At 59.8% G+C, this 21,040-nt stretch carries 16 protein-coding genes and 1 pseudogene; 10 read left to right on the top strand and 7 right to left on the bottom strand.

Features of this window, described 5'->3' with window-relative positions; genetic code table 11:
• Positions 1-52 precede the first annotated feature (52 nt).
• The 3 genes from ACP7D9_RS18930 to ACP7D9_RS18940 all read right to left on the bottom strand — a co-directional run bounded on the left by ACP7D9_RS18930 (position 53) and on the right by ACP7D9_RS18940 (position 5,173).
• Entirely contained in the window at positions 53-1,474 is a 1,422-nt protein-coding gene (locus ACP7D9_RS18930; RefSeq protein WP_101157998.1) for an OprD family porin, read from the bottom strand.
• Positions 1,475-1,650: 176 nt separating this feature from the next.
• Complete coding sequence (locus ACP7D9_RS18935) at positions 1,651-3,249, bottom strand: ABC transporter substrate-binding protein (RefSeq protein ID WP_426159100.1); 1,599 nt, start codon at positions 3,247-3,249, stop codon at positions 1,651-1,653.
• Positions 3,250-3,547: 298 nt separating this feature from the next.
• Complete coding sequence (locus ACP7D9_RS18940; RefSeq protein ID WP_101157994.1) at positions 3,548-5,173, bottom strand: ABC transporter substrate-binding protein; 1,626 nt, start codon at positions 5,171-5,173, stop codon at positions 3,548-3,550.
• Positions 5,174-6,350: 1,177 nt separating this feature from the next.
• Between ACP7D9_RS18940 and ACP7D9_RS18945 the strand changes: the two are divergent.
• Positions 6,351-6,668 (top strand): annotated as a pseudogene (locus ACP7D9_RS18945) (DUF6124 family protein); the annotation flags it as partial.
• Positions 6,669-6,754: 86 nt separating this feature from the next.
• Here ACP7D9_RS18945 and ACP7D9_RS18950 read toward each other — a convergent pair.
• Entirely contained in the window at positions 6,755-7,471 is a 717-nt protein-coding gene (locus tag ACP7D9_RS18950; protein ID WP_101159219.1) for an SIMPL domain-containing protein, read from the bottom strand.
• A 272-nt stretch (positions 7,472-7,743) separates the two neighbouring features.
• Between ACP7D9_RS18950 and ACP7D9_RS18955 the strand changes: the two genes are divergently transcribed.
• The 4 genes from ACP7D9_RS18955 to ACP7D9_RS18970 all read left to right on the top strand — a co-directional run bounded on the left by ACP7D9_RS18955 (position 7,744) and on the right by ACP7D9_RS18970 (position 12,256).
• Entirely contained in the window at positions 7,744-9,003 is a 1,260-nt protein-coding gene (locus tag ACP7D9_RS18955) for an ATP-binding protein (protein ID WP_101159220.1), read from the top strand.
• A complete protein-coding gene (locus ACP7D9_RS18960; protein WP_003221630.1) occupies positions 9,000-9,560 on the top strand; it encodes a response regulator transcription factor in 561 nt (186 codons plus the stop codon). The genes ACP7D9_RS18955 and ACP7D9_RS18960 overlap by 4 nt, the downstream gene beginning before the upstream one ends.
• 96 nt (positions 9,561-9,656) lie before the next feature.
• Positions 9,657-11,384 (top strand): ABC transporter ATP-binding protein/permease, encoded by a 1,728-nt coding sequence (locus ACP7D9_RS18965; protein ID WP_426159104.1) that lies wholly within the window; start codon positions 9,657-9,659, stop codon positions 11,382-11,384.
• A gap of 122 nt (positions 11,385-11,506) precedes the next feature.
• A complete protein-coding gene (locus tag ACP7D9_RS18970; protein WP_178081198.1) occupies positions 11,507-12,256 on the top strand; it encodes a FadR/GntR family transcriptional regulator in 750 nt (249 codons plus the stop codon).
• 3 nt (positions 12,257-12,259) lie between these two features.
• On the opposite strand, the gene ACP7D9_RS18975 is transcribed toward ACP7D9_RS18970, so the two are convergent.
• Entirely contained in the window at positions 12,260-12,814 is a 555-nt protein-coding gene (locus tag ACP7D9_RS18975; protein ID WP_256589837.1) for a hypothetical protein, read from the bottom strand.
• 124 nt (positions 12,815-12,938) lie between these two features.
• On the opposite strand from ACP7D9_RS18975, the gene kdgD reads away from it, so the two are divergent.
• From kdgD to ACP7D9_RS19000, 5 genes are all read left to right on the top strand, one after another.
• Complete coding sequence (kdgD, locus tag ACP7D9_RS18980; protein WP_042557640.1) at positions 12,939-13,850, top strand: 5-dehydro-4-deoxyglucarate dehydratase; 912 nt, start codon at positions 12,939-12,941, stop codon at positions 13,848-13,850.
• Positions 13,851-13,921: 71 nt separating this feature from the next.
• Positions 13,922-15,367 carry an aldehyde dehydrogenase family protein gene (locus tag ACP7D9_RS18985; protein WP_312995149.1) on the top strand — a complete coding sequence of 482 codons (1,446 nt, stop codon included), beginning with the start codon at positions 13,922-13,924 and terminating at the stop codon, positions 15,365-15,367.
• 109 nt (positions 15,368-15,476) lie between these two features.
• Positions 15,477-16,838 (top strand): MFS transporter, encoded by a 1,362-nt coding sequence (locus tag ACP7D9_RS18990; RefSeq protein ID WP_426159111.1) that lies wholly within the window; start codon positions 15,477-15,479, stop codon positions 16,836-16,838.
• 11 nt (positions 16,839-16,849) lie between these two features.
• Complete coding sequence (garD, locus tag ACP7D9_RS18995) at positions 16,850-18,403, top strand: galactarate dehydratase (RefSeq protein ID WP_312995153.1); 1,554 nt, start codon at positions 16,850-16,852, stop codon at positions 18,401-18,403.
• A 159-nt stretch (positions 18,404-18,562) separates the two neighbouring features.
• The gene (locus ACP7D9_RS19000) at positions 18,563-19,504 is read left to right on the top strand and encodes an AEC family transporter (protein ID WP_101159226.1); all 942 of its coding nucleotides are present in this window, start codon (positions 18,563-18,565) and stop codon (positions 19,502-19,504) included.
• An 84-nt stretch (positions 19,505-19,588) separates the two neighbouring features.
• Here the strand turns inward: ACP7D9_RS19000 and ACP7D9_RS19005 are convergent, their stop codons facing one another.
• Together ACP7D9_RS19005 and ACP7D9_RS19010 are read right to left on the bottom strand one after the other, a co-directional pair.
• A complete protein-coding gene (locus ACP7D9_RS19005) occupies positions 19,589-19,966 on the bottom strand; it encodes a carboxymuconolactone decarboxylase family protein (protein ID WP_101159227.1) in 378 nt (125 codons plus the stop codon).
• Positions 19,963-21,039: a calcium/sodium antiporter gene (locus ACP7D9_RS19010; protein ID WP_397480110.1), complete on the bottom strand. Its 1,077-nt coding sequence runs from the start codon at positions 21,037-21,039 to the stop codon at positions 19,963-19,965. Before ACP7D9_RS19010 ends, ACP7D9_RS19005 begins: the two co-directional genes overlap by 4 nt.
• Position 21,040: the final 1 nt, after the last annotated feature.

Here is a 21,040-nt window from a genome sequence, read left to right on the forward strand (position 1 = left end):
GACAGAAAACCGAACGGCCGACTCATCATGAGTCAGCCGTCGGTTGGCGTTTTTACAGAATGTTGAACGGGATGGTGGTCACGAGACGGAACTCGTTGATGTTGCCGTCAGCCTGATGCTCGCTGGCGCGGTGAGTGGTGTACGTCGCGCGAATTGCAGTGGCTTTGAGCGGGCCACTTTGCACAGCGTAGGAAGCCCCGACACCGTATTCGTAGTGGGACTCGCCATCCATCAGGCTCAGGTCGCCGCGCTTGGCGCCCGGGTCGGTGTAGGCGGTGCCACGGTAGTGAGTACCGTCGATGCCCCAGCCGCGTGCCTGGTAGATGTTGAACTTCAGGCCAGGTACACCGTACTCGGCCATGTTGATGCCGTAAGCGATCTGGAATGACTTCTCGTTCGGGCCGTTGAAGTCCGACAGCAGGGAGTTGGCCAGGTAGATGCCGTTGGTTTCGTGCAGGTAGTCGAAGTACTCGTTACCGTTAACTTCCTGGTACGAGAACGTCAGGCTGTGAGCCTGGTGAGTCAGACCCAGCGACAGCGAGTAGGTATCGTTGTCGATGTTGCCCATCAGTTTTTTGCCTTCATCGACGGTCTTGTAGTAGTTCAGACCGGTGGTCAGGCTCAGCACCTGGCTATCACCCAGTTCGTGGGTGCCGCCGAAGTAGTACTGGTTCCAGAAATCTTCGACATTGGCGACATAGAGGCTGGTTTTCAGGCTCTTCAGCGGCTGGTAGTTCACGCCTGCGGTGTAGACCTTGTCGGTCTCCACGCCCGTTTGCGAATATTCGGTGCGGAATTTCGACAGGCTCTGCTCAGTACGCGGCGAGACGCGGTCAAACCCGCCCAGGTCGAACGACAGGTTGTTGAATTCCTCGCTGTGCAGGCTGATACCTTCAAAGCTCGAAGGCAGCGGACGGTTGCCGATGACATCCACGATCGGCGTGCTGAAGTTCTGGCGACCGGCAGTCAGGGTGGTGTTGGACACGCGGAACTTGACGTTGGCCAGGCCCAGTTTGCTCCACTGGTCAACGGCGTCGCCGTCGGAATCGGCCAGAGTACGGTTGGAGCCGCCGGCGATATTCTTGCGGTCACCGTCAAGCACAATGGCGTTGTAAGCGGCGACTTCGGTGCTCACGCCAACGGTGCCTTGGGTGAAGCCCGAGGTGTAGTTGACGATGGTGCCCTGTACCCAGTTGATGCGACGCGCAGTCGGCGTCTTGACCAATGGCGACGTGTTCTTGTCGCTGTTTTTCACGTAGCTGAAACGGTCATCACGACGCTTCAGTTCGTTGGCATACCAGTTGCGGGTTGTGCCGCCCAGGCTTTGTCCATCGATAAAGCCTTTGGCCTCGCTTTGGGCGCTGCTGCCGGCCAGTGTGGTAGGGACGAATTCCTGACTTGCAGGTTCGGCATACGCCGTCGCGGTGATGCTGCTGATGGCCAGGGCCAGTATCGCGGTGCTGCTCAGTTTCATGGGTGAAGCTCCTTTACTTTCTTTTTATCCCGGCTTTTTTTGGTAGTCCGGTTATTGGTTTAGAACTCGTTCACACATCGCAAACGTTTGCAAAAAGCCGGATTGGCGAATTTCGGCAAAGCGCTTGCGTGAGGGGAGTAGACGGCTCCCCTCAGCATTGCGGCTAATCGGTGGGTTTAATCGATACTGACGCCCGAAAATACGTTGCGGCCGAACGGGCTGACTTTGAACCCTTCGACCCGGGTGCTTAACGGCTGGTTGACCGTCGAGTGGGCGACTGGCGTGATCGGCACTTGCTGTTTAAGCAATTGCTGGGCCTGTTTATAAAGCACGGTGCGCTGTTCGCGGTCGGTAACGACCTTGGCCTGCTTGATCAGCTTGTCGTACGCCGGGTCGCACCACATGGAGTAGTTGTTGCCGCCGATGGCGTCACAGCTGTACAGCGTGCCCAGCCAGTTGTCAGGATCCCCATTGTCACCGGTCCAACCGATCAGGCTGACATCATGCTCGCCGTTCTTGGTGCGCTTGATGTACTCGCCCCATTCGTAGCTGACGATCTTCACTTTCAGACCGATCTTGGCCCAGTCGGACTGGAGCATTTCGGCCATCAGTTTGGCGTTCGGGTTGTACGGACGCTGCACCGGCATCGCCCACAGGGTGATCTCGGTGCCTTCTTTCACGCCGGCAGCCTTGAGCAGCTCTTTGGCTTTTTCCGGGTTGTAGGCGGCGTCTTTGATGGTGTCATCGTAGGACCACTGGGTCGGTGGCATGGCGTTGACGGCCAGTTGGCCGGCGCCCTGATAAACAGCGTTGAGAATTCCCTGTTTATTAACCGCCATGTCCAGCGCCTGGCGCACTTCGAGCTGGTCGAAAGGCTTGTGGCGGACGTTGTAGGCGATGTAGCCGAGGTTGAAGCCCGGCTTGGAAATCAGTTGCAGCTTCGGATCGGTTTTCAACGCTTCAACGTCGGCAGGGCGTGGGTGCAGGGTGATCTGGCACTCGTTGGCCTTGAGCTTCTGCACGCGTACCGAGGCATCGGTGTTGATCGCGAAGATCAGGTTGTCGAGTTTGACCCGGCTCGGGTCCCAGTACTGTTTATTGCCTGTGTAACGGATGTTCGAATCTTTCTGATAACTCTTGAACACGAACGGCCCGGTGCCGATCGGTTTCTGGTTGATGTCGCTCGGCTTGCCTTCGGCCAGCAGCTTGTCGGCGTACTCGGCAGACAGGATCGCGGCGAAGCTCATGGCGATGTTCTGAATGAACGCGGCGTCGACGCTGTTGAGCGTGAACTCCACGGTCAGCGGCCCGGTCTTCTCGACCTTGGCGATGTTCTTGTTCAGGCTCATCCCGTTGAAATACGGGAATTCGGTCGGGTAAGCCTTACGAAACGGCTGTTGCGCATCAAGCATGCGATTGAACGTGAACAGCACGTCGTCGGCGTTGAAGTCGCGGGTTGGCTTGAAATAAGGAGTCGTATGAAATTTCACACCTTCACGCAGATGAAAGGTGTATTTCAGCCCATCCTCGGAAATATCCCATGTGGTTGCCAGGCCAGGTACGACATTGGTCGCGCCTTTTTCGAACTCGACCAGTCGGTTGTACAGCGGTTCGGCGGCGTCGTTATCGGTGGCCGTCGTGTATTGCGCGGTATCGAAACCCGCCGGGCTGCCTTCCGAGCAGAACACCAGGCTTTTTGGTGCGGCGAAACTGGCGGACGACGCGGCCAACAGGCCGGCCCCCAGCAATGCGGAAAACTTCAAGGTATGGCGCATGACGCTCCCTCTTTTTAGTGTTGTGCAATGCGCCGTCGTCTCATCCACAGACGTTCAGGCAACATTGAGCTCAAACCATGACGTACGGCAAACCGGTGGCCCACGCAGAAACTGGTCAGTACGCGACGGTAGGCACCGTGCTTCTGGCAGTAAATACGTAATTGCCTTAATGCTCGTAGGAAAAGTCGACGCGCCAATACCGAAGCAATCATCTACTACGGATTTTGGTGTAGGCCTTTTCCTGTTTACCCGGTAGATAAAACAACGGCGACGTCAGAAACGCCGCCGTTGCAATGCCTTACTTGCTGACGCTGACGCCGTAGAAAGAATTCAAGCCGAATGGGCTGATCTTGAAATCCTGCACGTTGGCGCGCATGGGTTGGTACACCGTCGAGTGAGCGATAGGTGTCATCGGGACTGCATCTTTGAGGACGTGTTGCGCCTGTTTGTACAGTTCGGTGCGCTTGCCCTGATCGGTCGTGCGTTTGGCTTCTTTCACCAGACCGTCGAACTTCTTGTCGCACCACTTGGAGAAGTTGTTGCCGCTGAGGGAGTCGCAGCCGAACAGCACGTTCAGCCAGTTGTCCGGATCACCATTGTCACCGCTCCAGCCAATGATCATGGCCTGGTTCTCGCCACCTTTGGAGCGCTTGATGTACTCGCCCCACTCGTAGCTGGTGATCTTCACTTTCAAGCCGATCTTGGCCCAGTCGGACTGGAGCATTTCAGCCATCAGTTTGGCGTTCGGGTTGTATGGACGCTGTACAGGCATCGCCCACAGGACGATCTCGGTACCTTCCTTGACGCCGGCTTCCTTGAGCAGCTGTTTGGCTTTCTCAGGATCGTACTTGGCGTCTTTGATCGTGGTGTCGTAAGACCACTGGGTCGGCGGCATGGCGTTGACGGCCAGCTGGCCCGCGCCCTGGTAAACCGAATCGATGATCTGCGGCTTGTTCACGGCCATGTCCAGCGCCTGACGCACGCGCAGGTCAGCCAGCGGGTTGGCCTCGTTGCTGCCCTTGACCTTGTCCATCACGTTGTAGGCGATGTAGCCAAGGTTGAAGCCGGCCTGATCCGGCATCTTCAGCGACTTGTCTTCTTTGAGCGCTTTCAGATCCGCCGGACGCGGGAACAGGGTGACCTGGCACTCATTCTTTTTCAGTTTCTGGATACGCACCGACGGGTCAGTGGTGATGGCGAAGATCAGGTTGTCGATCTTCACATCTTCAGGCTTCCAGTAATCCTTGTTGCCGGTGTAACGGATGTTCGAGTCTTTCTGGTAGCTCTTGAACACGAACGGGCCAGTGCCGATCGGCTTCTGGTTGATATCGGCGGCTTTGCCATCCTTGAGCAGTTGGGCCGCGTACTCGGCGGACTGCACGGAGGCGAAGCTCATCGCCATGTTCTGGATGAACGCGGCGTCGACTTCTTTCAGGGTGAACTTGACGGTGTGGTCGTCGACTTTATCGATCTTGGTGATGTTGGTGTCCATCCCCATGTCGGTGAAGTACGGGAATTCGGTCGGGTACGCCTTACGGAACGGGTCGTCCTTGTTGATCATGCGGTTGAACGTAAACAGCACGTCGTCGGCGTTGAATTCACGAGTCGGCTTGAAATACGGGGTGGTGTGGAACTTGACGCCTTCGCGCAGGTGGAAGGTGTAAGTCAGGCCATCGTCGGAAATGTCCCACTTGGTCGCCAGGCCAGGAATCACGGCGGTGCCGCCGCGCTCGAACTGGGTCAGGCGATTGAACATGGTTTCGGCTGAGGCGTCGAAGTCGGTTCCGGTGGTGTACTGGCCTGGGTCGAAACCGGCCGGGCTGCCTTCGGAGCAGAACACCAGGTTAGTCGCAGCGGATGCGAACGGTGCGGAGGCTAACAAGCCTGCGCCGACTAAAAACGGAATGACCGCGTGTTTAAGCATGTTGGCCTCATGATTTGTTGTCATTTTTTAGTAGTGAGGTACGACCTCGTGAGTCGTGCCTGCGGATACTTATGCAGGGGCCATACCCAATGCAAGATCCAGAGCGGTCGGCGGCGTTAAACCGTGGCACGAACGTACCTTAATGTCGCATCCGTGTAACTTTTGACGCATTTGACCGTTTGCGAGTGGTTTTTGCGGTGCATACGGGGCACTGAAATGGTGCGTTGGAGGTATCGGGTGCGCTTGGGTGGGGCTTGGTGTTACTTATTTATACCCTCGGGGATGGGCGGGGTTGAGGGGTTTTTGGGGTGGGCTTGGGTGGGGTGGATTGGGGCAGGGATTGGGGAGTTTTACTTGGTGCAACTGGGTGTTTCGATTGGTGGCACCTTGGCGGCCTTTGGGCCGACCAGGCTCTTGGGGGTTTGGGTGTATATCCGTTTCTGCGGGTGTTGCTGATTACGGTTTCGCCCTTACGGCGAGTCACCTTTTTCAAACGCCGGAGTGCCGGCCCAGCAAAAAGGTAACCCAAAACGCTTGCTCCTGCGTTCGGCCCTCGCAGGCTCGGGTTCCTTCGCTCCGGGACTGATCCGGGCGCAGCGGCTCCGGTTTGCTTCGCTGCACCTCCTTGCGCTGTGTCTGGCTGCGCCAGACGGTCGCTGCGCTCCCACGCCCTGATCAATCCCTCCACTCAGCCTTCCGACGTCGCCGGTGGATCAAGATCAAGAGCACTCGAGCTTGCGCTCATTGTGTAGGAGCTGCCGAAGGCTGCGATCTTTTGCTTTTGCTTTTGCTTTTCTGTGGGAGTGAGCCTACTCGCGACGAGGCATGTCCATGCACCCGAGGGCTTGAGTTTGTTTAATTCCGATGCCAAATAACCCGAACCTTCCCACAAGGTTTTCAGGTTGTCCGTCGGACGTCCGCTCTCTAGGCTTGGGTCGTCGCTGGTTGTTCAGCGATCGGGCGTGAGAACCCGACATTCATAGTCATTCAGTGCCCAGATCCGCATAATTGCCGCCAGCAAGTCTGCTGCCTGCAAAGTGCGTTATGGCGGCTCTGTGCGGGCGGGCTTATGTCCGGCCGGGTGCCTATGACCGGTTTTCTCACCCCGCACAAAGCTGCCACCTCTTCGCCGTGTGAGAAACGGCATCGAGATGGCTCAACCTCATAGGTGAAGCGCATGACCAAACCAGTCCCCGACCCACCCGAAGAAACCTCAACCCCCCTCGAAGCCGCGCTACGCGCCGACGATCTCGCGAAGAACCGCGAAGCCATCAAGCGTGCCCTCGATTTCTACCTCTGCCCGCCACCCGGCAAACCGCATTCACCCAGCACGATGTTTCTGATCCGGCCCGACATCGACACCGAAAGCCTGCTGGCTCACGCCTGTGAATCACTCGCTTCAGCCAACACCCTGGCCAGTGATTTCGCCGATCAGTTGGGGCGTCCGCAGCGCAATACGGCGCTGGCGATTCAGCAGATCTTCATGCTGGCGAAAGCGGTGGAACATTCACCACAAATCCCGGACACAAAAAAACCGCCGATCATTCACCGATCGGCGGCTTTCATCCAGCCCAAATCAAATCACTGCATCAACACTTCAATCGAGCCATCAGCGGTCATGCCGACCTGACTGGTGCCGGCTTCGACTTCCGGCGTGACCGGCGCCGAATCCATGGCCGCGGCTTTCATCATCATCGGCGCGCGCAGGTACGGTTGTGGGTAACCGTTGCTGTTGAGGTTCAGGTTGACGATTTTGTAGCCCTTGCCGCCCAGGGCATCGGTGGCCAGTTGGGCGCGGGTCTTGAAGGCGGTGACGGCTTCTTTGAGCAGTTGGTCTTCGCTGGCCTTGCGGGTCGGGTCGGCGATGGCGAAGTCCATGCCGCCCATTTTCAGGTCGGTCAGCAACTCGCCGGTGAGTTTGGACAGGGCGGCGAAGTCGGTGCTTTCCAGGCGCAGTTCGGCGCGTTCACGCCAGCCGGTGATCTTCTGGCCTTTGGTGTCGTAGATCGGATAGCTGTTGCGGCTGCCGGTGCGCAGGGTGATGTCTTTGACTTGTTTGGCCTGGGCGGTGGCCTTGTTCATGGTGGTGCTGATGGCGGCGGCGAGTTTGGCCGGGTCGGTGTTCTGCTCTTCGGTGTAGAGGGTCACGATCATCTGGTCGCGGGCCACTTCCTGGCTGACTTCGGCGCGCAGGGAAATCTGGTTGTAATGCAGCTCATCGGCGGCCAGCGCCGGAAGGCTGGCGACGCTGCCGACGGTCAGAGCGAGGAGGGCGGCGCTGCGGCGAAATGTGTGCATGAAGGCTCCTTGAATGAGGCGCAGGTGATGGGTCGCGGCCTGCGTGAACCATCAGACTCTAACTTCTACGATCCGGTTCGCCCAGTTACAACTTCTATACAGTTGCCGGGGCAGCTGCGCAGCCCTTCGCGATCAGGCTCGCTCCCACGATGCGTTGTATCAGCCGCTGGAGAAGAATTTGCCATGTGGTCGTTTGCCGCACTTTCGCCTCTCACGCCCGCGCCTTGGTTATACTCCGTGCGATCCGCCTGGAGCGCTCATCAGGAGAGCTCATGCTCGCCCCCGTACAACTGACTTCCGCCACTCGCCAGAACCTCTGGCGGCTGACTTTTATCCGCACCCTGGTGCTCGCCGCGCAGGCCGGGTCCGTGGGCCTGGCGTATTGGCTGCAATTGTTGCCGTTGCCGTGGGTGCAGCTGGCGATGACCCTGGGCTGCTCGATTCTGCTCTGCGTGTTCACCGCCGTGCGCCTGCGCACGTCGTGGCCGGTGACCGAGCTTGAATATGCGCTGCAACTGGCCTGCGATCTGGTGATCCACAGTGCGCTGCTGTACTTCTCCGGCGGTTCGACCAACCCGTTCGTTTCCTATTATCTGGTGCCGCTGACCATCGCGGCGGTGACGCTGCCGTGGCGCTATTCGGTGATCCTCTCGGGCATTGCGCTGGCGCTGTACACCGTGATGCTGACGCGTTTCTATCCGCTGGAAACCTTGCCGGTCGCCCGCGAGAATCTGCAGATCTACGGCATGTGGCTGAGCTTTGCGCTGGCTGCTGCGGTGATTACCTTCTTCGCCGCGCGCATGGCTGAAGAGCTGCGCCGGCAAGAAGAATTGCGCGCAATTCGCCGTGAAGAGGGTCTGCGCGATCAGCAGTTACTCGCCGTTGCAACCCAGGCCGCCGGTGCCGCGCATGAGTTGGGCACGCCGCTGGCGACCATGAGCGTGCTGCTCAAGGAAATGCAGCAGGACCATCCCGACCCGATGTTGCAGGACGATCTCAAGGTGCTGCAGGATCAGGTCAAGTTGTGCAAGGAAACCTTGCAGCAACTGGTGCGTGCCGCCGAGGCCAACCGGCGTCTGGCAGTCGAAATGCAGGACGTCACCGACTGGCTCGATGAAGCGCTGAACCGCTGGCACTTGATGCGCCCGGAGGCCAGTTATCGCTTCCAGCGTCTTGGCCAAGGCAGTGTGCCACGCATGGCGCCGCCCCCGGATCTGACCCAGGCGCTGCTCAATCTGCTGAACAATGCCGCCGACGCCTGCCCGGAAAACCTTCAGGTCACCCTCGATTGGGACGCCGAGACGCTGACCATCAGCATCCGCGACCACGGCGCCGGTGTGCCGCTGGCCATTGCCGAGCAGATCGGCAAACCGTTTTTTACCACCAAGGGCAAAGGTTTCGGCCTGGGCCTGTTTTTGAGCAAGGCCAGCGTGACACGCGCCGGCGGCTCAGTGAAACTCTATAGTCATGAGGAAGGCGGCACGCTCACCGAGCTGCGCCTGCCCCACGGCGCCCGAGGAGACCTAACATGAGTGACGAAATCCAAGTCGAAGGCGAAGAACTGCCGCATCTGCTGCTGGTCGACGACGACGCGACCTTCACCCGCGTCATGGCCCGCGCCATGGCCCGCCGTGGCTTTCGCGTCAGCACCGCCGGTTCCGCCGAAGAAGGCCTGACCATCGCCCAGGCCGATCTGCCGGATTACGCCGCGCTGGACCTGAAAATGGACGGCGACTCCGGTCTGGTGCTGTTGCCCAAGCTGCTGGAACTGGATCCGGAGATGCGCGTGGTGATCCTCACCGGTTATTCGAGCATCGCCACTGCGGTCGAGGCGATCAAGCGCGGTGCCTGCAACTACCTGTGCAAGCCGGCCGACGCTGACGACGTGCTGGCTGCGTTGCTCTCCGAGCATGCCGACCTGGACAGTCTGGTGCCGGAAAACCCGATGTCGGTCGATCGCCTGCAGTGGGAGCACATTCAGCGCGTGCTCACCGAACACGAAGGCAATATCTCCGCCACTGCCCGCGCCTTGGGCATGCATCGCCGCACCCTGCAGCGCAAACTGCAGAAGCGTCCGGTTCGTCGCTGAACCTGCGCTGAACGACTATCTCTAGCCGTCGCGAAAAAACGCACCGATCATCTATGATCGGTGCGTGTCTGTTCTTATCTTTATCGAGCCTTATCCATGAATCAGAACGCTGAATATTGCGCGGTCAACGATGCGGTGCGCGGGCAGTTTTTTCGCAAGGTGTGGGCGATGACCACGCCTTACTGGCGCAGTGAAGAGAAGGGCAAGGCCTGGACGTTGCTGATTGCCGTGATTGCGCTGACGTTGTTCAGCGTGGCGATCTCGGTGTGGATCAACAGTTGGTACAAGGATTTCTACAACGCCTTGCAGAAGAAGGACGAGGCGGCGTTCTGGCAGTTGATCCTGTATTTCTGCGGTATCGCTGCGGTAGCGATTCTTGGCGCGGTGTATCGCCTGTACCTGACGCAGATGCTGACCATCCGCTGGCGGGCGTGGCTGACCGAAAAGCACTTCAAGCGCTGGCTCGACCACAAGAACTATTACCAGCTGGAGCAGGGCGGTTACACCGATAACCCCGACCAGCGGATTTCCGAAGACCTCAATACCTACACCGCCAACACCCTGAGCCTGGGCCTCGGGCTGCTGCGCACAATTGTCAGCCTGGTCTCGTTCTCGATCATTTTGTGGGGCGTGTCAGGCAGCATCGAAGTGTTTGGCATCGAGATTCCCGGCTACATGTTCTGGTGTGCGCTGCTCTATGCAGCCGTCGGCAGTTGGCTGACGCACCTCATCGGCCGCCGCTTGATCGGCCTGAACAATCAGCAGCAACGCTTCGAGGCCGACCTGCGTTTCTCCATGGTGCGGGTGCGTGAGAATGCCGAGAGTATTGCGCTGTACAACGGCGAGCCGAATGAAAACCGCCGCTTGAGCAGCCGTTTCGGGCTGGTCTGGCACAACTTCTGGGACATCATGCGCGTGTCCAAGCGCCTGACGTTCTTCACGTCCGGTTATGGTCAGATCGCGATTATTTTCCCGTTCATTGTCGCGGCGCCGCGCTACCTGTCCGGCAAGATCGAGCTGGGCGAGCTGATGCAAATCAACTCGGCGTTCGGTAACGTGCAGGAGAACTTCAGCTGGTTCATCACCGCCTACTCGGATCTGGCTGCATGGCGCGCCACCTGTGATCGTCTGCTGAGTTTCCGTCAGGCGATGTCCGACAACGAACAGCGCACTCCGGCCATTGATGTGCAGAATCAGGGCAGCGAATTGCAAGTGAAGGGCCTCGGCCTTGACCTGGCTGACGGTCGTCACCTGCTGACCAGCGCCGACATGACCGTTGAACCGGGTGAGCGGGTGATGCTCAGCGGCCGTTCCGGGAGCGGCAAATCCACATTGCTGCGGGCGATGGGGCATTTATGGCCAGCGGGGCACGGCAATATTCGTTTGCCAGCAGCGCGCTATCTGTTCCTGCCGCAGAAACCTTATCTGCCGATCGGCACGTTGCGTGAAGCGCTGAGTTATCCACAGCCCGGCGACACTTACGCCCCGCAACGTTATGCACAAGTGCTGGAAACCTGTCGTTTGCCACACCTGGTCGGGCGGCTGGATGAAGCCAATCACTGGCAGCGCATGCTCTCGCCGGGTGAGCAGCAACGCCTGGCCTTCGCCCGTGCGCTTCTCTATGCGCCGCAATGGCTGTACATGGACGAGGCGACTTCGGCGATGGACGAAGAGGATGAGGCGACGTTGTATCAGGCGCTGATTGATGAGATTCCCGGGTTGAGCATTGTCAGTGTCGGTCATCGAAGCAGTTTGAAACGATTCCATCCGAGGCATGTGCGGATCGACAGCGGACACTTGCTAGAGCAACCCGTGACTGCCTGACCCCACGCATCCCTTGCAGGAGCCTTCGGCTGCTCATACATGGAGGTCGTGTTGACGGTGATCGTACAACCCGCTTGAGCTATGATGGCGCCAAGCCGAACTTTCGAGACAAGATACAAACCATGGAAAAGCTGATCGACACCCCGCGCCTCCCCCGCAAGCGCCGCAGCCTCGCCCAGGAACTGGTGACGGTGTTGAGCGAGCAGATCCGCGATGGCCTGCTCAAGCGTGGCGACAAGTTGCCCACCGAATCGGCGATCATGGAAGCCCATGGCGTCAGCCGCACTGTGGTTCGCGAGGCAATTTCCCGTCTGCAGGCCGCCGGCCAGGTGGAAACCCGCCACGGCATTGGCACCTTTGTTCTCGATACGCCGAGCCCGAGCGGTTTCCGCATCGATCCGGCCACCGTCGTCACCCTGCGTGACGTGCTGGCGATTCTCGAATTGCGCATCAGCCTCGAAGTCGAATCCGCCGGCCTCGCCGCGCAACGTCGCAGCCCCGAACAATTGGCAACCATGCGCGCCGCCCTCGACGCGTTGAACGAAAGCGCCTCGCATGCCAGTGACGCGGTGTCGTCGGACTTCGCTTTCCACCTCGAAATCGCCCTGTCCACCGGCAACCGCTATTTCACTGACATCATGACCCACCTTGGCACCAGCATCATTCCGCGTACGCGGCTGAACTCGGCGCGCCTGGCCCATGATGATCAGCAGCACTACATGGGCCGGTTGAGCCGCGAGCATGAAGAAATCTACGACGCGATTGCCCGCCAGGATTCCGATGCCGCCCGTGCGGCTATGCGCCTGCATCTGACCAACAGCCGCGAAAGACTGCGCCAGGCCCATGAAGAGGCGCAGGCGCAGCGAGGCTGATTCTTACGCCTCTATGCGCATCCTCAGCGGCAGCGAATACGGCTCCATACTCGACTCGTCCCGAAACTTGTAGCGCAGCTCCACCTCGCGGTTCAGGTACGGTTGCAGCGCTTCTTTCGGCAGATGAACCTCGATGTCGAACAGTTTTTCCATCTCGTCTTCGGCGTCGTCCCAGGCGCCCGTGTCCACTTCATCTCCTTCCCACTCGGGCTCCTCGGCGTCGCTGCCGAGAATCGCGTAGACGCTCCAGTTCGCCGCGAAATCGCTGGAATCCGGAATTTGTACGGTGAGGATGTCGGGCAATTGCGAGAGCTGAACGGTGACGCAGTCGTCCTGCGCTGTGGCGGTGGTTGTGAGGCTGGGGGCGGCAAAATGCATGAACATATCGGCTTCCTTTGAGTGGTCCGCCACGATCCTTCGTGGCAGCGGGCGTACTTTACGAGCCGCTCGTCCCTTGGCGATTAAACGAATCCAGACCAGATATTTCCGCCGGCAAATGCTGCCGGGACGGGCCTTCCAGCGATTTTCCAACGTGCAGAAGTCGACTTTGTCCGACAAAAAAGTACTGCCAACGATGAAATGCAGTTGACGGTTATCTTTTAAGTTGTACGATGACCTACAACTTCGGCGAAGGCTGAACGATCCACTCACAATAAAACGTTGCTACCAGGGTGTTCGAATAATGAATCCACAAGAACTGAAGTCCATCCTCTCTGCCGGCCTGCTGTCTTTCCCGGTAACCGATTTCAACGCGCAAGGCGATTTCAACCGCGCGGGCTACATCAAGCGCCTGGAATGGCTGGCTCCGTATGGCGCTTCGGCTCTGTTCGCAGCGGGCGGCACCGGTGAGTTCTTCTCCCTGGCGGCCAGCGAATACTCGGAAATCATCAAGACTGCCGTCGACACCTGCGAAACCAGCGTGCCGATTCTGGCCGGTGTCGGTGGTTCGACCCGTCAGGCCATCGAATACGCTCAGGAAGCCGAGCGTCTGGGCGCCAAAGGCCTGCTGCTGCTGCCGCACTACCTGACCGAAGCAAGCCAGGACGGTGTTGCCGCGCACGTTGAAGCCGTGTGCAAATCGGTGAAGATCGGCGTGGTCGTCTACAACCGCAACGTTTGCCGCCTCACTGCGCCGCTGCTGGAACGTCTGGCCGAGCGCTGCCCGAACCTGATCGGCTACAAGGACGGCCTGGGCGATATCGAGTTGATGGTGTCGATCCGTCGCCGCCTCGGTGATCGCTTCAGCTACCTGGGTGGTCTGCCGACCGCCGAAGTTTACGCCGCTGCCTACAAGGCGTTGGGCGTGCCGGTCTACTCCTCGGCGGTGTTCAACTTCATCCCGAAAACCGCGATGGACTTCTACCACGCGATCGCTCGCGAAGATCACGCCACCGTTGGCAAGATCATCGACGACTTCTTCCTGCCGTACTTGGACATTCGTAACCGCAAGGCCGGTTACGCGGTGAGCATCGTCAAGGCAGGTGCAAAAATCGCCGGCTATGACGCAGGTCCGGTGCGTGCGCCGCTGACCGACCTGACCGGCGAAGAGTACGAAATGCTCGCTGCGCTGATCGACAAGCAAGGCGCGCAGTAAACGAGAAAAGCGAGGCCGCTGAGCAATCAGCGGCTTTTTGCGTAAAGGCTTTTAGAGTTGAGGGCTGCCCTGTGACAACTGCAAAACGCTACGACAACTACATCAATGGCGAATGGGTCGCCGGTGCCGATTACTCGGCCAACATCAACCCGTCCGAACTCAGCGACACCATCGGCGACTACGCCAAGGCTGACCTCACCCAGGTCAACGCCGCCATCGACGCTGCTCGCGCTGCGTTCCCGGCCTATTCCACTTCGGGCATTCAGGCCCGTCACGATTCGCTGGATAAAGTCGGCACCGAGATCCTCGCCCGTCGCGAAGAGCTCGGCACGCTGCTGGCCCGTGAAGAAGGCAAGACCCTGCCGGAGGCGATCGGTGAAGTGACCCGCGCCGGCAACATTTTCAAGTTCTTCGCCGGCGAATGCCTGCGCCTGTCCGGTGACTACGTGCCGTCGGTACGCCCGGGCGTCAACGTCGAAGTCACCCGCGAAGCGCTCGGCGTGGTCGGTCTGATCACCCCGTGGAACTTCCCGATCGCCATCCCGGCGTGGAAAATCGCTCCGGCCCTGGCCTACGGCAACTGCGTCGTGCTCAAACCTGCCGATCTGGTGCCGGGCTGCGCCTGGGCGCTGGCGGAAATCATCTCCCGCGCGGGCTTCCCGGCCGGTGTGTTCAACCTGGTAATGGGCAGCGGGCGTGTGGTTGGCGATGCGCTGGTGCAGAGCCCGAAAGTCGACGGCATCAGCTTTACCGGTTCGGTGGGCGTGGGTCGCCAGATCGCGGTCAACTGCGTTTCGCGTCAGGCCAAGGTTCAGTTGGAAATGGGCGGCAAGAACCCGCAGATCATTCTCGACGACGCCGACCTCAAGCAAGCGGTCGAGCTGTCGGTGCAGAGCGCGTTCTACTCCACCGGCCAGCGTTGCACCGCGTCGAGCCGTCTGATCGTGACTGCCGGCATTCATGACAAGTTCGTTGAGGCCATGGCCGAACGCATGAAGTCGATCAAGGTCGGCCACGCGCTGAAAGCCGGCACCGACATCGGTCCGGTGGTCTCCCAGGCGCAGCTTGAACAGGACATGAAGTACATCGACATCGGCCAGTCCGAAGGTGCACGTCTGGTCAGTGGCGGTGGTGTGGTGACGTGCGATACCGAGGGTTACTTCCTCGCGCCAACCCTGTTTGCCGACAGCGAAGCGTCGATGCGCATCAGCCGCGAAGAGATCTTCGGCCCGGTCGCCAACGTCGTGCGCGTGGCGGACTACGACGCAGCATTGGCGATGGCCAACGACACCGAATTCGGTCTGTCGGCCGGCATCGCCACCACTTCGTTGAAGTACGCCAACCACTTCAAGCGCCACTCCCAGGCCGGGATGGTGATGGTCAACCTGCCGACCGCCGGTGTGGATTACCACGTACCGTTCGGCGGGCGCAAAGGCTCGTCCTACGGCTCCCGTGAGCAGGGCCGCTATGCGCAAGAGTTCTACACCGTGGTGAAAACCGCCTACGTAGGCTCCTGATACACGCAATACCCCTGCAGGAGCAGCCTTCGGCAGCTCCTGCAGGGAATAAATGCAAGACCAAAGAAGCTTCACCCCGCATAAAAATAATCAGTGGGAGTACATCTGCATGCAATCCTCCAAGCCGACTCACGTCCGCTATTTGATCCTGCTCATGCTGTTTCTGGTGACCACGATCAACTACGCCGACCGTGCCACGATCGCCATTGCTGGCTCCAGCCTGCAGAAGGATCTGGGCATTGACGCCGTCACCCTCGGCTATATCTTTTCCGCATTCGGTTGGGCCTACGTGGCCGGGCAAATTCCCGGTGGCTGGCTGCTCGATCGCTTCGGCTCGAAAAAAGTCTATGCCCTGAGCATTTTCACCTGGTCGCTGTTCACCGTGCTGCAAGGCTTTGTCGGTGAGTTCGGCATGTCCACAGCAGTGGTTGCGCTGTTCATGCTGCGCTTCCTGGTGGGCCTGGCAGAAGCGCCATCGTTCCCCGGCAACGCGCGCATCGTTGCGGCGTGGTTCCCGACCGCTGAACGCGGCACCGCTTCGGCGATCTTTAACTCGGCGCAATACTTTGCCACCGTGTTGTTCGCGCCGCTGATGGGCTGGATCGTCTACAGCTTCGGCTGGGAGCACGTGTTCATCGTCATGGGTATCCTCGGTATCGTGTTCTCGCTGGTGTGGCTGAAAGTCATCTACAGCCCGCGCGAACACCCACGCGTCAACGAGGCCGAGTTCAAACACATCGCTGACAACGGCGGCATGGTCGACATGGATCAGAAGGGCAAGAAGTCCGACGGTCCGAAGTGGGATTACATCCGTCAGCTGCTGACCAACCGCATGATGCTTGGCGTGTATCTGGGCCAGTACTGCATCAACGGCATCACCTATTTCTTCCTGACCTGGTTCCCGGTGTATCTGGTGCAAGAGCGTGGCATGACCATTCTCAAGGCCGGTTTCATCGCTTCGTTGCCGGCGCTCTGCGGCTTCATCGGCGGCGTGCTCGGCGGGGTGATTTCCGATTACCTGCTGCGCAAAGGCCACTCGCTGACCTTCGCCCGCAAGGCGCCGATCATCGCCGGTCTGCTGGTGTCGAGCAGCATCGTGGCGTGCAACTATGTTGACGTGGAATGGATGGTCGTGGGCTTCATGGCTCTGGCATTCTTCGGCAAAGGGGTTGGCGCACTGGGCTGGGCGGTGGTCTCCGACACCTCGCCAAAACAGATCGCAGGTCTGAGCGGTGGCCTGTTCAACACCTTCGGCAACATCGCTTCGATTACCACGCCGATCGTGATCGGCTACATCATCAGCTCCACCGGCTCGTTCAAGTGGGCGCTGGTGTTTGTCGGCGCCAACGCACTGGTCGCGGTGTTCAGCTATCTGGTAATCGTCGGCCCGATCAAGCGTGTGGTCTTGAAAGAGCCGCCAGCGAAGGGTGGCAATGAAGTCACCGGCAATTTGTCTCAAGCGCATTCCTGAGGAGCGGCGTCATGCAGTTGATTGAACATTCCGACTCGCCGCGCTACATCCGCCTGCACGAGCGGGATAACGTTGTAGTGGTGGTCAACGATCAGGGCGTACCGGCCGGTACCGAGTTTGCCGATGGCCTGGTCACCGTGGATTTCGTACCGCAGAGCCACAAGGTCACCTTGGAGGATATTCCCCAAGGCGGCGCGGTGATTCGTTACGGGCAGATCATCGGTTACGCCTTGCAGCCGATCCGTCGCGGCAGTTGGGTCAAGGAAGATCAATTGCGCATGCCGACCGCGCCGCCGCTGGACAGCCTGCCGCTGTCCACCGACGTGCCGGACGCGCAGGCACCGCTGGAAGGGTTCACCTTCGAGGGTTATCGCAACGCCGACGGTACCGTCGGCACGCGCAACATTCTCGGCATAACGACGACCGTACAGTGTGTCACCGGAGTGCTCGATCATGCGGTCAAGCGCATCAAGGAAGAGCTGCTGCCCAAGTACCCGAACGTCGATGACGTAGTGGCGCTGACCCACAGTTATGGCTGCGGCGTGGCGATCACCGCCACCGACGCCTACATCCCGATTCGGACCGTGCGCAACCTGGCGCGCAACCCGAACCTGGGTGGCGAGGCGCTGGTGATCAGTCTGGGTTGCGAGAAACTGCAGGCCGGGCAGGTGATGCACGAGGACGATGCGTCGGTCGATCTCAGCGATCCGTGGCTGTATCGCCTGCAGGACTCCAGTCACGGCTTCACCGAAATGATCGAGCAGATCATGGAGCTGGCCGAAGTGCGCCTGAAGAAACTCGACCAGCGTCGCCGCGAAACCGTGCCGGCGTCCGAGCTGATTCTCGGGATGCAATGCGGCGGCAGCGATGCATTTTCCGGCATCACCGCCAACCCGGCGCTGGGTTACGCCTCGGATTTGCTGTTGCGCGCGGGGGCGACGGTGATGTTTTCCGAAGTCACCGAAGTGCGCGATGCGATCTACCTGCTGACCTCACGGGCGCAGACGCAAACCGTCGCGCAAGAGCTGGTGCGCGAAATGGACTGGTACGACCGTTACCTGGCCAAGGGCGAAGCGGATCGCAGCGCCAACACCACGCCGGGCAACAAGAAGGGCGGGTTGTCGAACATTGTCGAAAAATCGCTGGGCTCGATCGTCAAGTCGGGCAGCAGTGCGATCAATGGCGTGCTTGGCCCGGGCGAGCGCTTCAAGCAAAAGGGTTTGATTTTCTGTGCGACGCCGGCGAGCGATTTTGTCTGCGGCACCTTGCAACTGGCGGCGGGGATGAACCTGCATGTGTTCACCACCGGGCGCGGCACGCCTTACGGCTTGGCGATGGCGCCGGTGGTCAAGGTGTCGACGCGGACCGAACTGGCGCAGCGTTGGCCGGATCTGATCGACATCGATGCCGGGCGCATTGCTACCGGGCGCGCGACCATCGAGGAGTTGGGTTGGGAACTGTTTCACTACTATCTTGACGTGGCGAGCGGCAAGCAACAGACCTGGGCGGAGAAGCACAAGCTGCATAACGACATCACCTTGTTCAACCCGGCGCCGATTACCTGAGACCGAGTTGCCTTGAAAAGATCGCAGCCTGCGGCAGCTCCTACCTTGGAATGCGTTTTTTCCTGTAGGAGCTGCCGCAGGCTGCGATCTTTTGATCTTCAATAGAGTTCAGTGGCTTATCATTAGCCCCCTATCGACGCTCACCCAAGGCTCTCCGGCATGCTGGCAATCTTTCTTGAAACCCTGAACATCACCGCGCCGGTGTTTGCCATGCTGTTTCTCGGTGTGCTGCTCAAGCGCATCGACTGGATCAACGACAACTTCATCCACACCGCCTCGTCGCTGGTCTTCAACGTCACCATGCCGGCGCTGCTGTTTCTCGGCATCCTCCACGCGGACCTGCACGCCGCGCTGCAACCGTCGCTACTGATCTACTTTTCCCTCGCTACCCTGGTGAGTTTCGCCGTCGCCTGGGGCTGGGCGATTTTCAGGTGTCCGCGTGAAGATCGCGGCATCTACACCCAAGGCGCGTTTCGTGGCAACAACGGCGTGATCGGTCTGGCGCTCGCCGCCAGCATGTATGGCGATTACGGCATTTCCCTCGGAGCGATTCTCGCGGCGCTGGTGATCCTGTTCTACAACACCCTGTCGACCATCGTCCTGGCGGTGTATAGCCCGGTGATCAAGTCCGATCCGTGGAGCATCTGCAAAAGCGTGTTCAGCAACCCGCTGATCATCAGCGTGATTTCCGCTGCGCCGTTTGCTTACTTCAAGATCGGACTGCCGGGCTGGCTGGAAACCTCCGGCCAGTATCTGGCCCAGACCACGTTGCCGTTGGCGCTGATTTGTATCGGCGGCACGCTGTCACTCGCGGCGTTGCGCAAGAGCGGCAAGATGGCGCTCAGTTCCAGTCTGGTGAAAATGGTCGGTTTACCCGTGCTGGCGACACTGGGGGCATGGTTGTGGGGCTTTCGTGGGGCAGAGCTGGGGATTCTGTTTCTGTACTTTGGCAGCCCGACGGCGGCGGCAAGTTTCGTCATGGCCCGGGCAGCGCAGGGCAATCATGAGCTGGCGGCGGCGATCATCGTGCTGACCACATTGATGGCGGCGATTACCACCAATGTCGGGATCTTTGTGTTGCAGTGGGGTGGATGGATCTAAAGGCAAGATCAAAAGATCGCAGCCTTCGGCAGCTCCTACATGGAAATGCGGTCTCCTGTAGGCGCTGCCGAAGGCTGCGATCTTTTAGCTTTTCTGGTAAGTGTCGATCACTTCCTGCGCCGCGCGAAACGCATCGATCGCCGCCGGCACCCCGGCATACACCGCGCAATGCAGCAGCGCCTCGCGAATCTCCTCCACGCTGCAGCCATTGTTCAGCGCGCCGCGCACGTGGCCCTTCAACTCCTGGGGGCACTTCAATGCGGTCAGGGCGGCGAGGGTAATCAGGCTGCGGGTTTTCAGCGGCAAACCTTCGCGATTCCAGACTCCGCCCCACGCGTGTTCATTGACGAAATCCTGCAACGGCTGGGTGAACTCAGTGGCGTTGCCCAGCGCGCGATCAACAAAGGCATCGCCCATGACCTGACGACGGATTTCAATCCCGGACTGCTTCGATTCGCTCATGGCACATCTCTCTTGTGGTGTTGGCGACGCCAGGCGCGGATCGACGTGAACAGCAGAAACGTCAGCAGCGCCGGCAAGACATAAAACAGCATCAAGCGCTCGAGCTTGCCGGCCAGCGGCATGCCGGTGGTGAACGAGACCACATGCAGCCCGTAGACCAGATACAAACCGAGCAGCAGCAAGCCTTCAGCCCGCGTCACGCGATAGCCGGAATAGAACACCGGCAGACACAGCGCAGCCACGGCGAGCATCACCGGCAGGTCGAAATCCAGCGCATTGGGCGATACGGACAACGGCGCCGGTGCGAGCAACGCGGTCAGCCCGAGCACCCCGAGCAGGTTGAACAGATTGGCGCCGATCACGTTGCCCACGGCAATGTCGCGCTGCCCGCGCAACGCGGCGATCAGCGAGGTCGCCAGTTCCGGCAGCGAGGTGCCGACCGCGACCACGGTCAGACCGATGACCCGTTCCGACAGGCCCAGGTCGGTGGCCACGGCCACAGCGGCGCCGAGCAGCAAACGACCGGCGAAAACCAGCATGGCCAGGCCAGCGAGAATCATCAGCACACTGATCAGCCAGGATTGCCGAGTCTCCTGCGGTCGTGTGCCATGCGGGCGGGTCGAATGTCGCGACTGGCGCAGCAGCAAGCCGAGGTACAGCGCCAAGGCGCCGAGCAGCAGGATGCCGTCGAAACGCCCCAGGTCCTTGTTCCAGGCCAGGATGAATACCAGCAGGCTGGCGCCGATCATCAGCGGGATATCCAGGCGCACCAATTGTCGCGACACGCGCAGCGGGATGATCAGCGCCGACAGGCCGAGGGTCACCAGAATGTTGAAGATGCCGCTGCCGACCACGCTGCCGACGGCGATGTCGGGGTTGTCTGTCAGCGCCGCTTGCAGGCTGACGGTCATTTGCGGCGCGCTGCTGCCGAGGGCGACGATCGTCAGACCGATGATCAGCGGGCGCACATGCAGACGCTCGGCCAGACGTACGGCGGCGCGCACCATCAGCTCGGCGCCGATGATCAGAAGACACAGGCCGCTGAGCAGTTCGATGACGTTGATCAGCGGCAGA

This window comes from Pseudomonas sp. TSRC2-2, from assembly GCF_049897785.1.
In the GTDB taxonomy this organism is placed as follows: Bacteria; Pseudomonadota; Gammaproteobacteria; order Pseudomonadales; family Pseudomonadaceae; genus Aquipseudomonas.

Bases quoted from the DNA above. Each gene is read 5' to 3' on its own strand.
- ACP7D9_RS18930 (WP_101157998.1), bottom strand. From the start codon at position 1,474: ATGAAACTGAGCAGCACCGCGATACTGGCCCTGGCCATCAGCAGCATC.
- ACP7D9_RS18990 (WP_426159111.1), top strand. From the start codon at position 15,477: ATGCAATCCTCCAAGCCGACTCACGTCCGCTATTTGATCCTGCTCATG.
- ACP7D9_RS18960 (WP_003221630.1), top strand. From the start codon at position 9,000: ATGAGTGACGAAATCCAAGTCGAAGGCGAAGAACTGCCGCATCTGCTG.
- ACP7D9_RS18940 (WP_101157994.1), bottom strand. From the start codon at position 5,173: ATGCTTAAACACGCGGTCATTCCGTTTTTAGTCGGCGCAGGCTTGTTA.
- garD (WP_312995153.1), top strand. From the start codon at position 16,850: ATGCAGTTGATTGAACATTCCGACTCGCCGCGCTACATCCGCCTGCAC.
- ACP7D9_RS19005 (WP_101159227.1), bottom strand. From the start codon at position 19,966: ATGAGCGAATCGAAGCAGTCCGGGATTGAAATCCGTCGTCAGGTCATG.
- ACP7D9_RS19000 (WP_101159226.1), top strand. From the start codon at position 18,563: ATGCTGGCAATCTTTCTTGAAACCCTGAACATCACCGCGCCGGTGTTT.
- ACP7D9_RS18935 (WP_426159100.1), bottom strand. From the start codon at position 3,249: ATGCGCCATACCTTGAAGTTTTCCGCATTGCTGGGGGCCGGCCTGTTG.
- ACP7D9_RS18955 (WP_101159220.1), top strand. From the start codon at position 7,744: ATGCTCGCCCCCGTACAACTGACTTCCGCCACTCGCCAGAACCTCTGG.
- ACP7D9_RS18950 (WP_101159219.1), bottom strand. From the start codon at position 7,471: ATGCACACATTTCGCCGCAGCGCCGCCCTCCTCGCTCTGACCGTCGGC.
- kdgD (WP_042557640.1), top strand. From the start codon at position 12,939: ATGAATCCACAAGAACTGAAGTCCATCCTCTCTGCCGGCCTGCTGTCT.
- ACP7D9_RS18970 (WP_178081198.1), top strand. From the start codon at position 11,507: ATGGAAAAGCTGATCGACACCCCGCGCCTCCCCCGCAAGCGCCGCAGC.
- ACP7D9_RS18965 (WP_426159104.1), top strand. From the start codon at position 9,657: ATGAATCAGAACGCTGAATATTGCGCGGTCAACGATGCGGTGCGCGGG.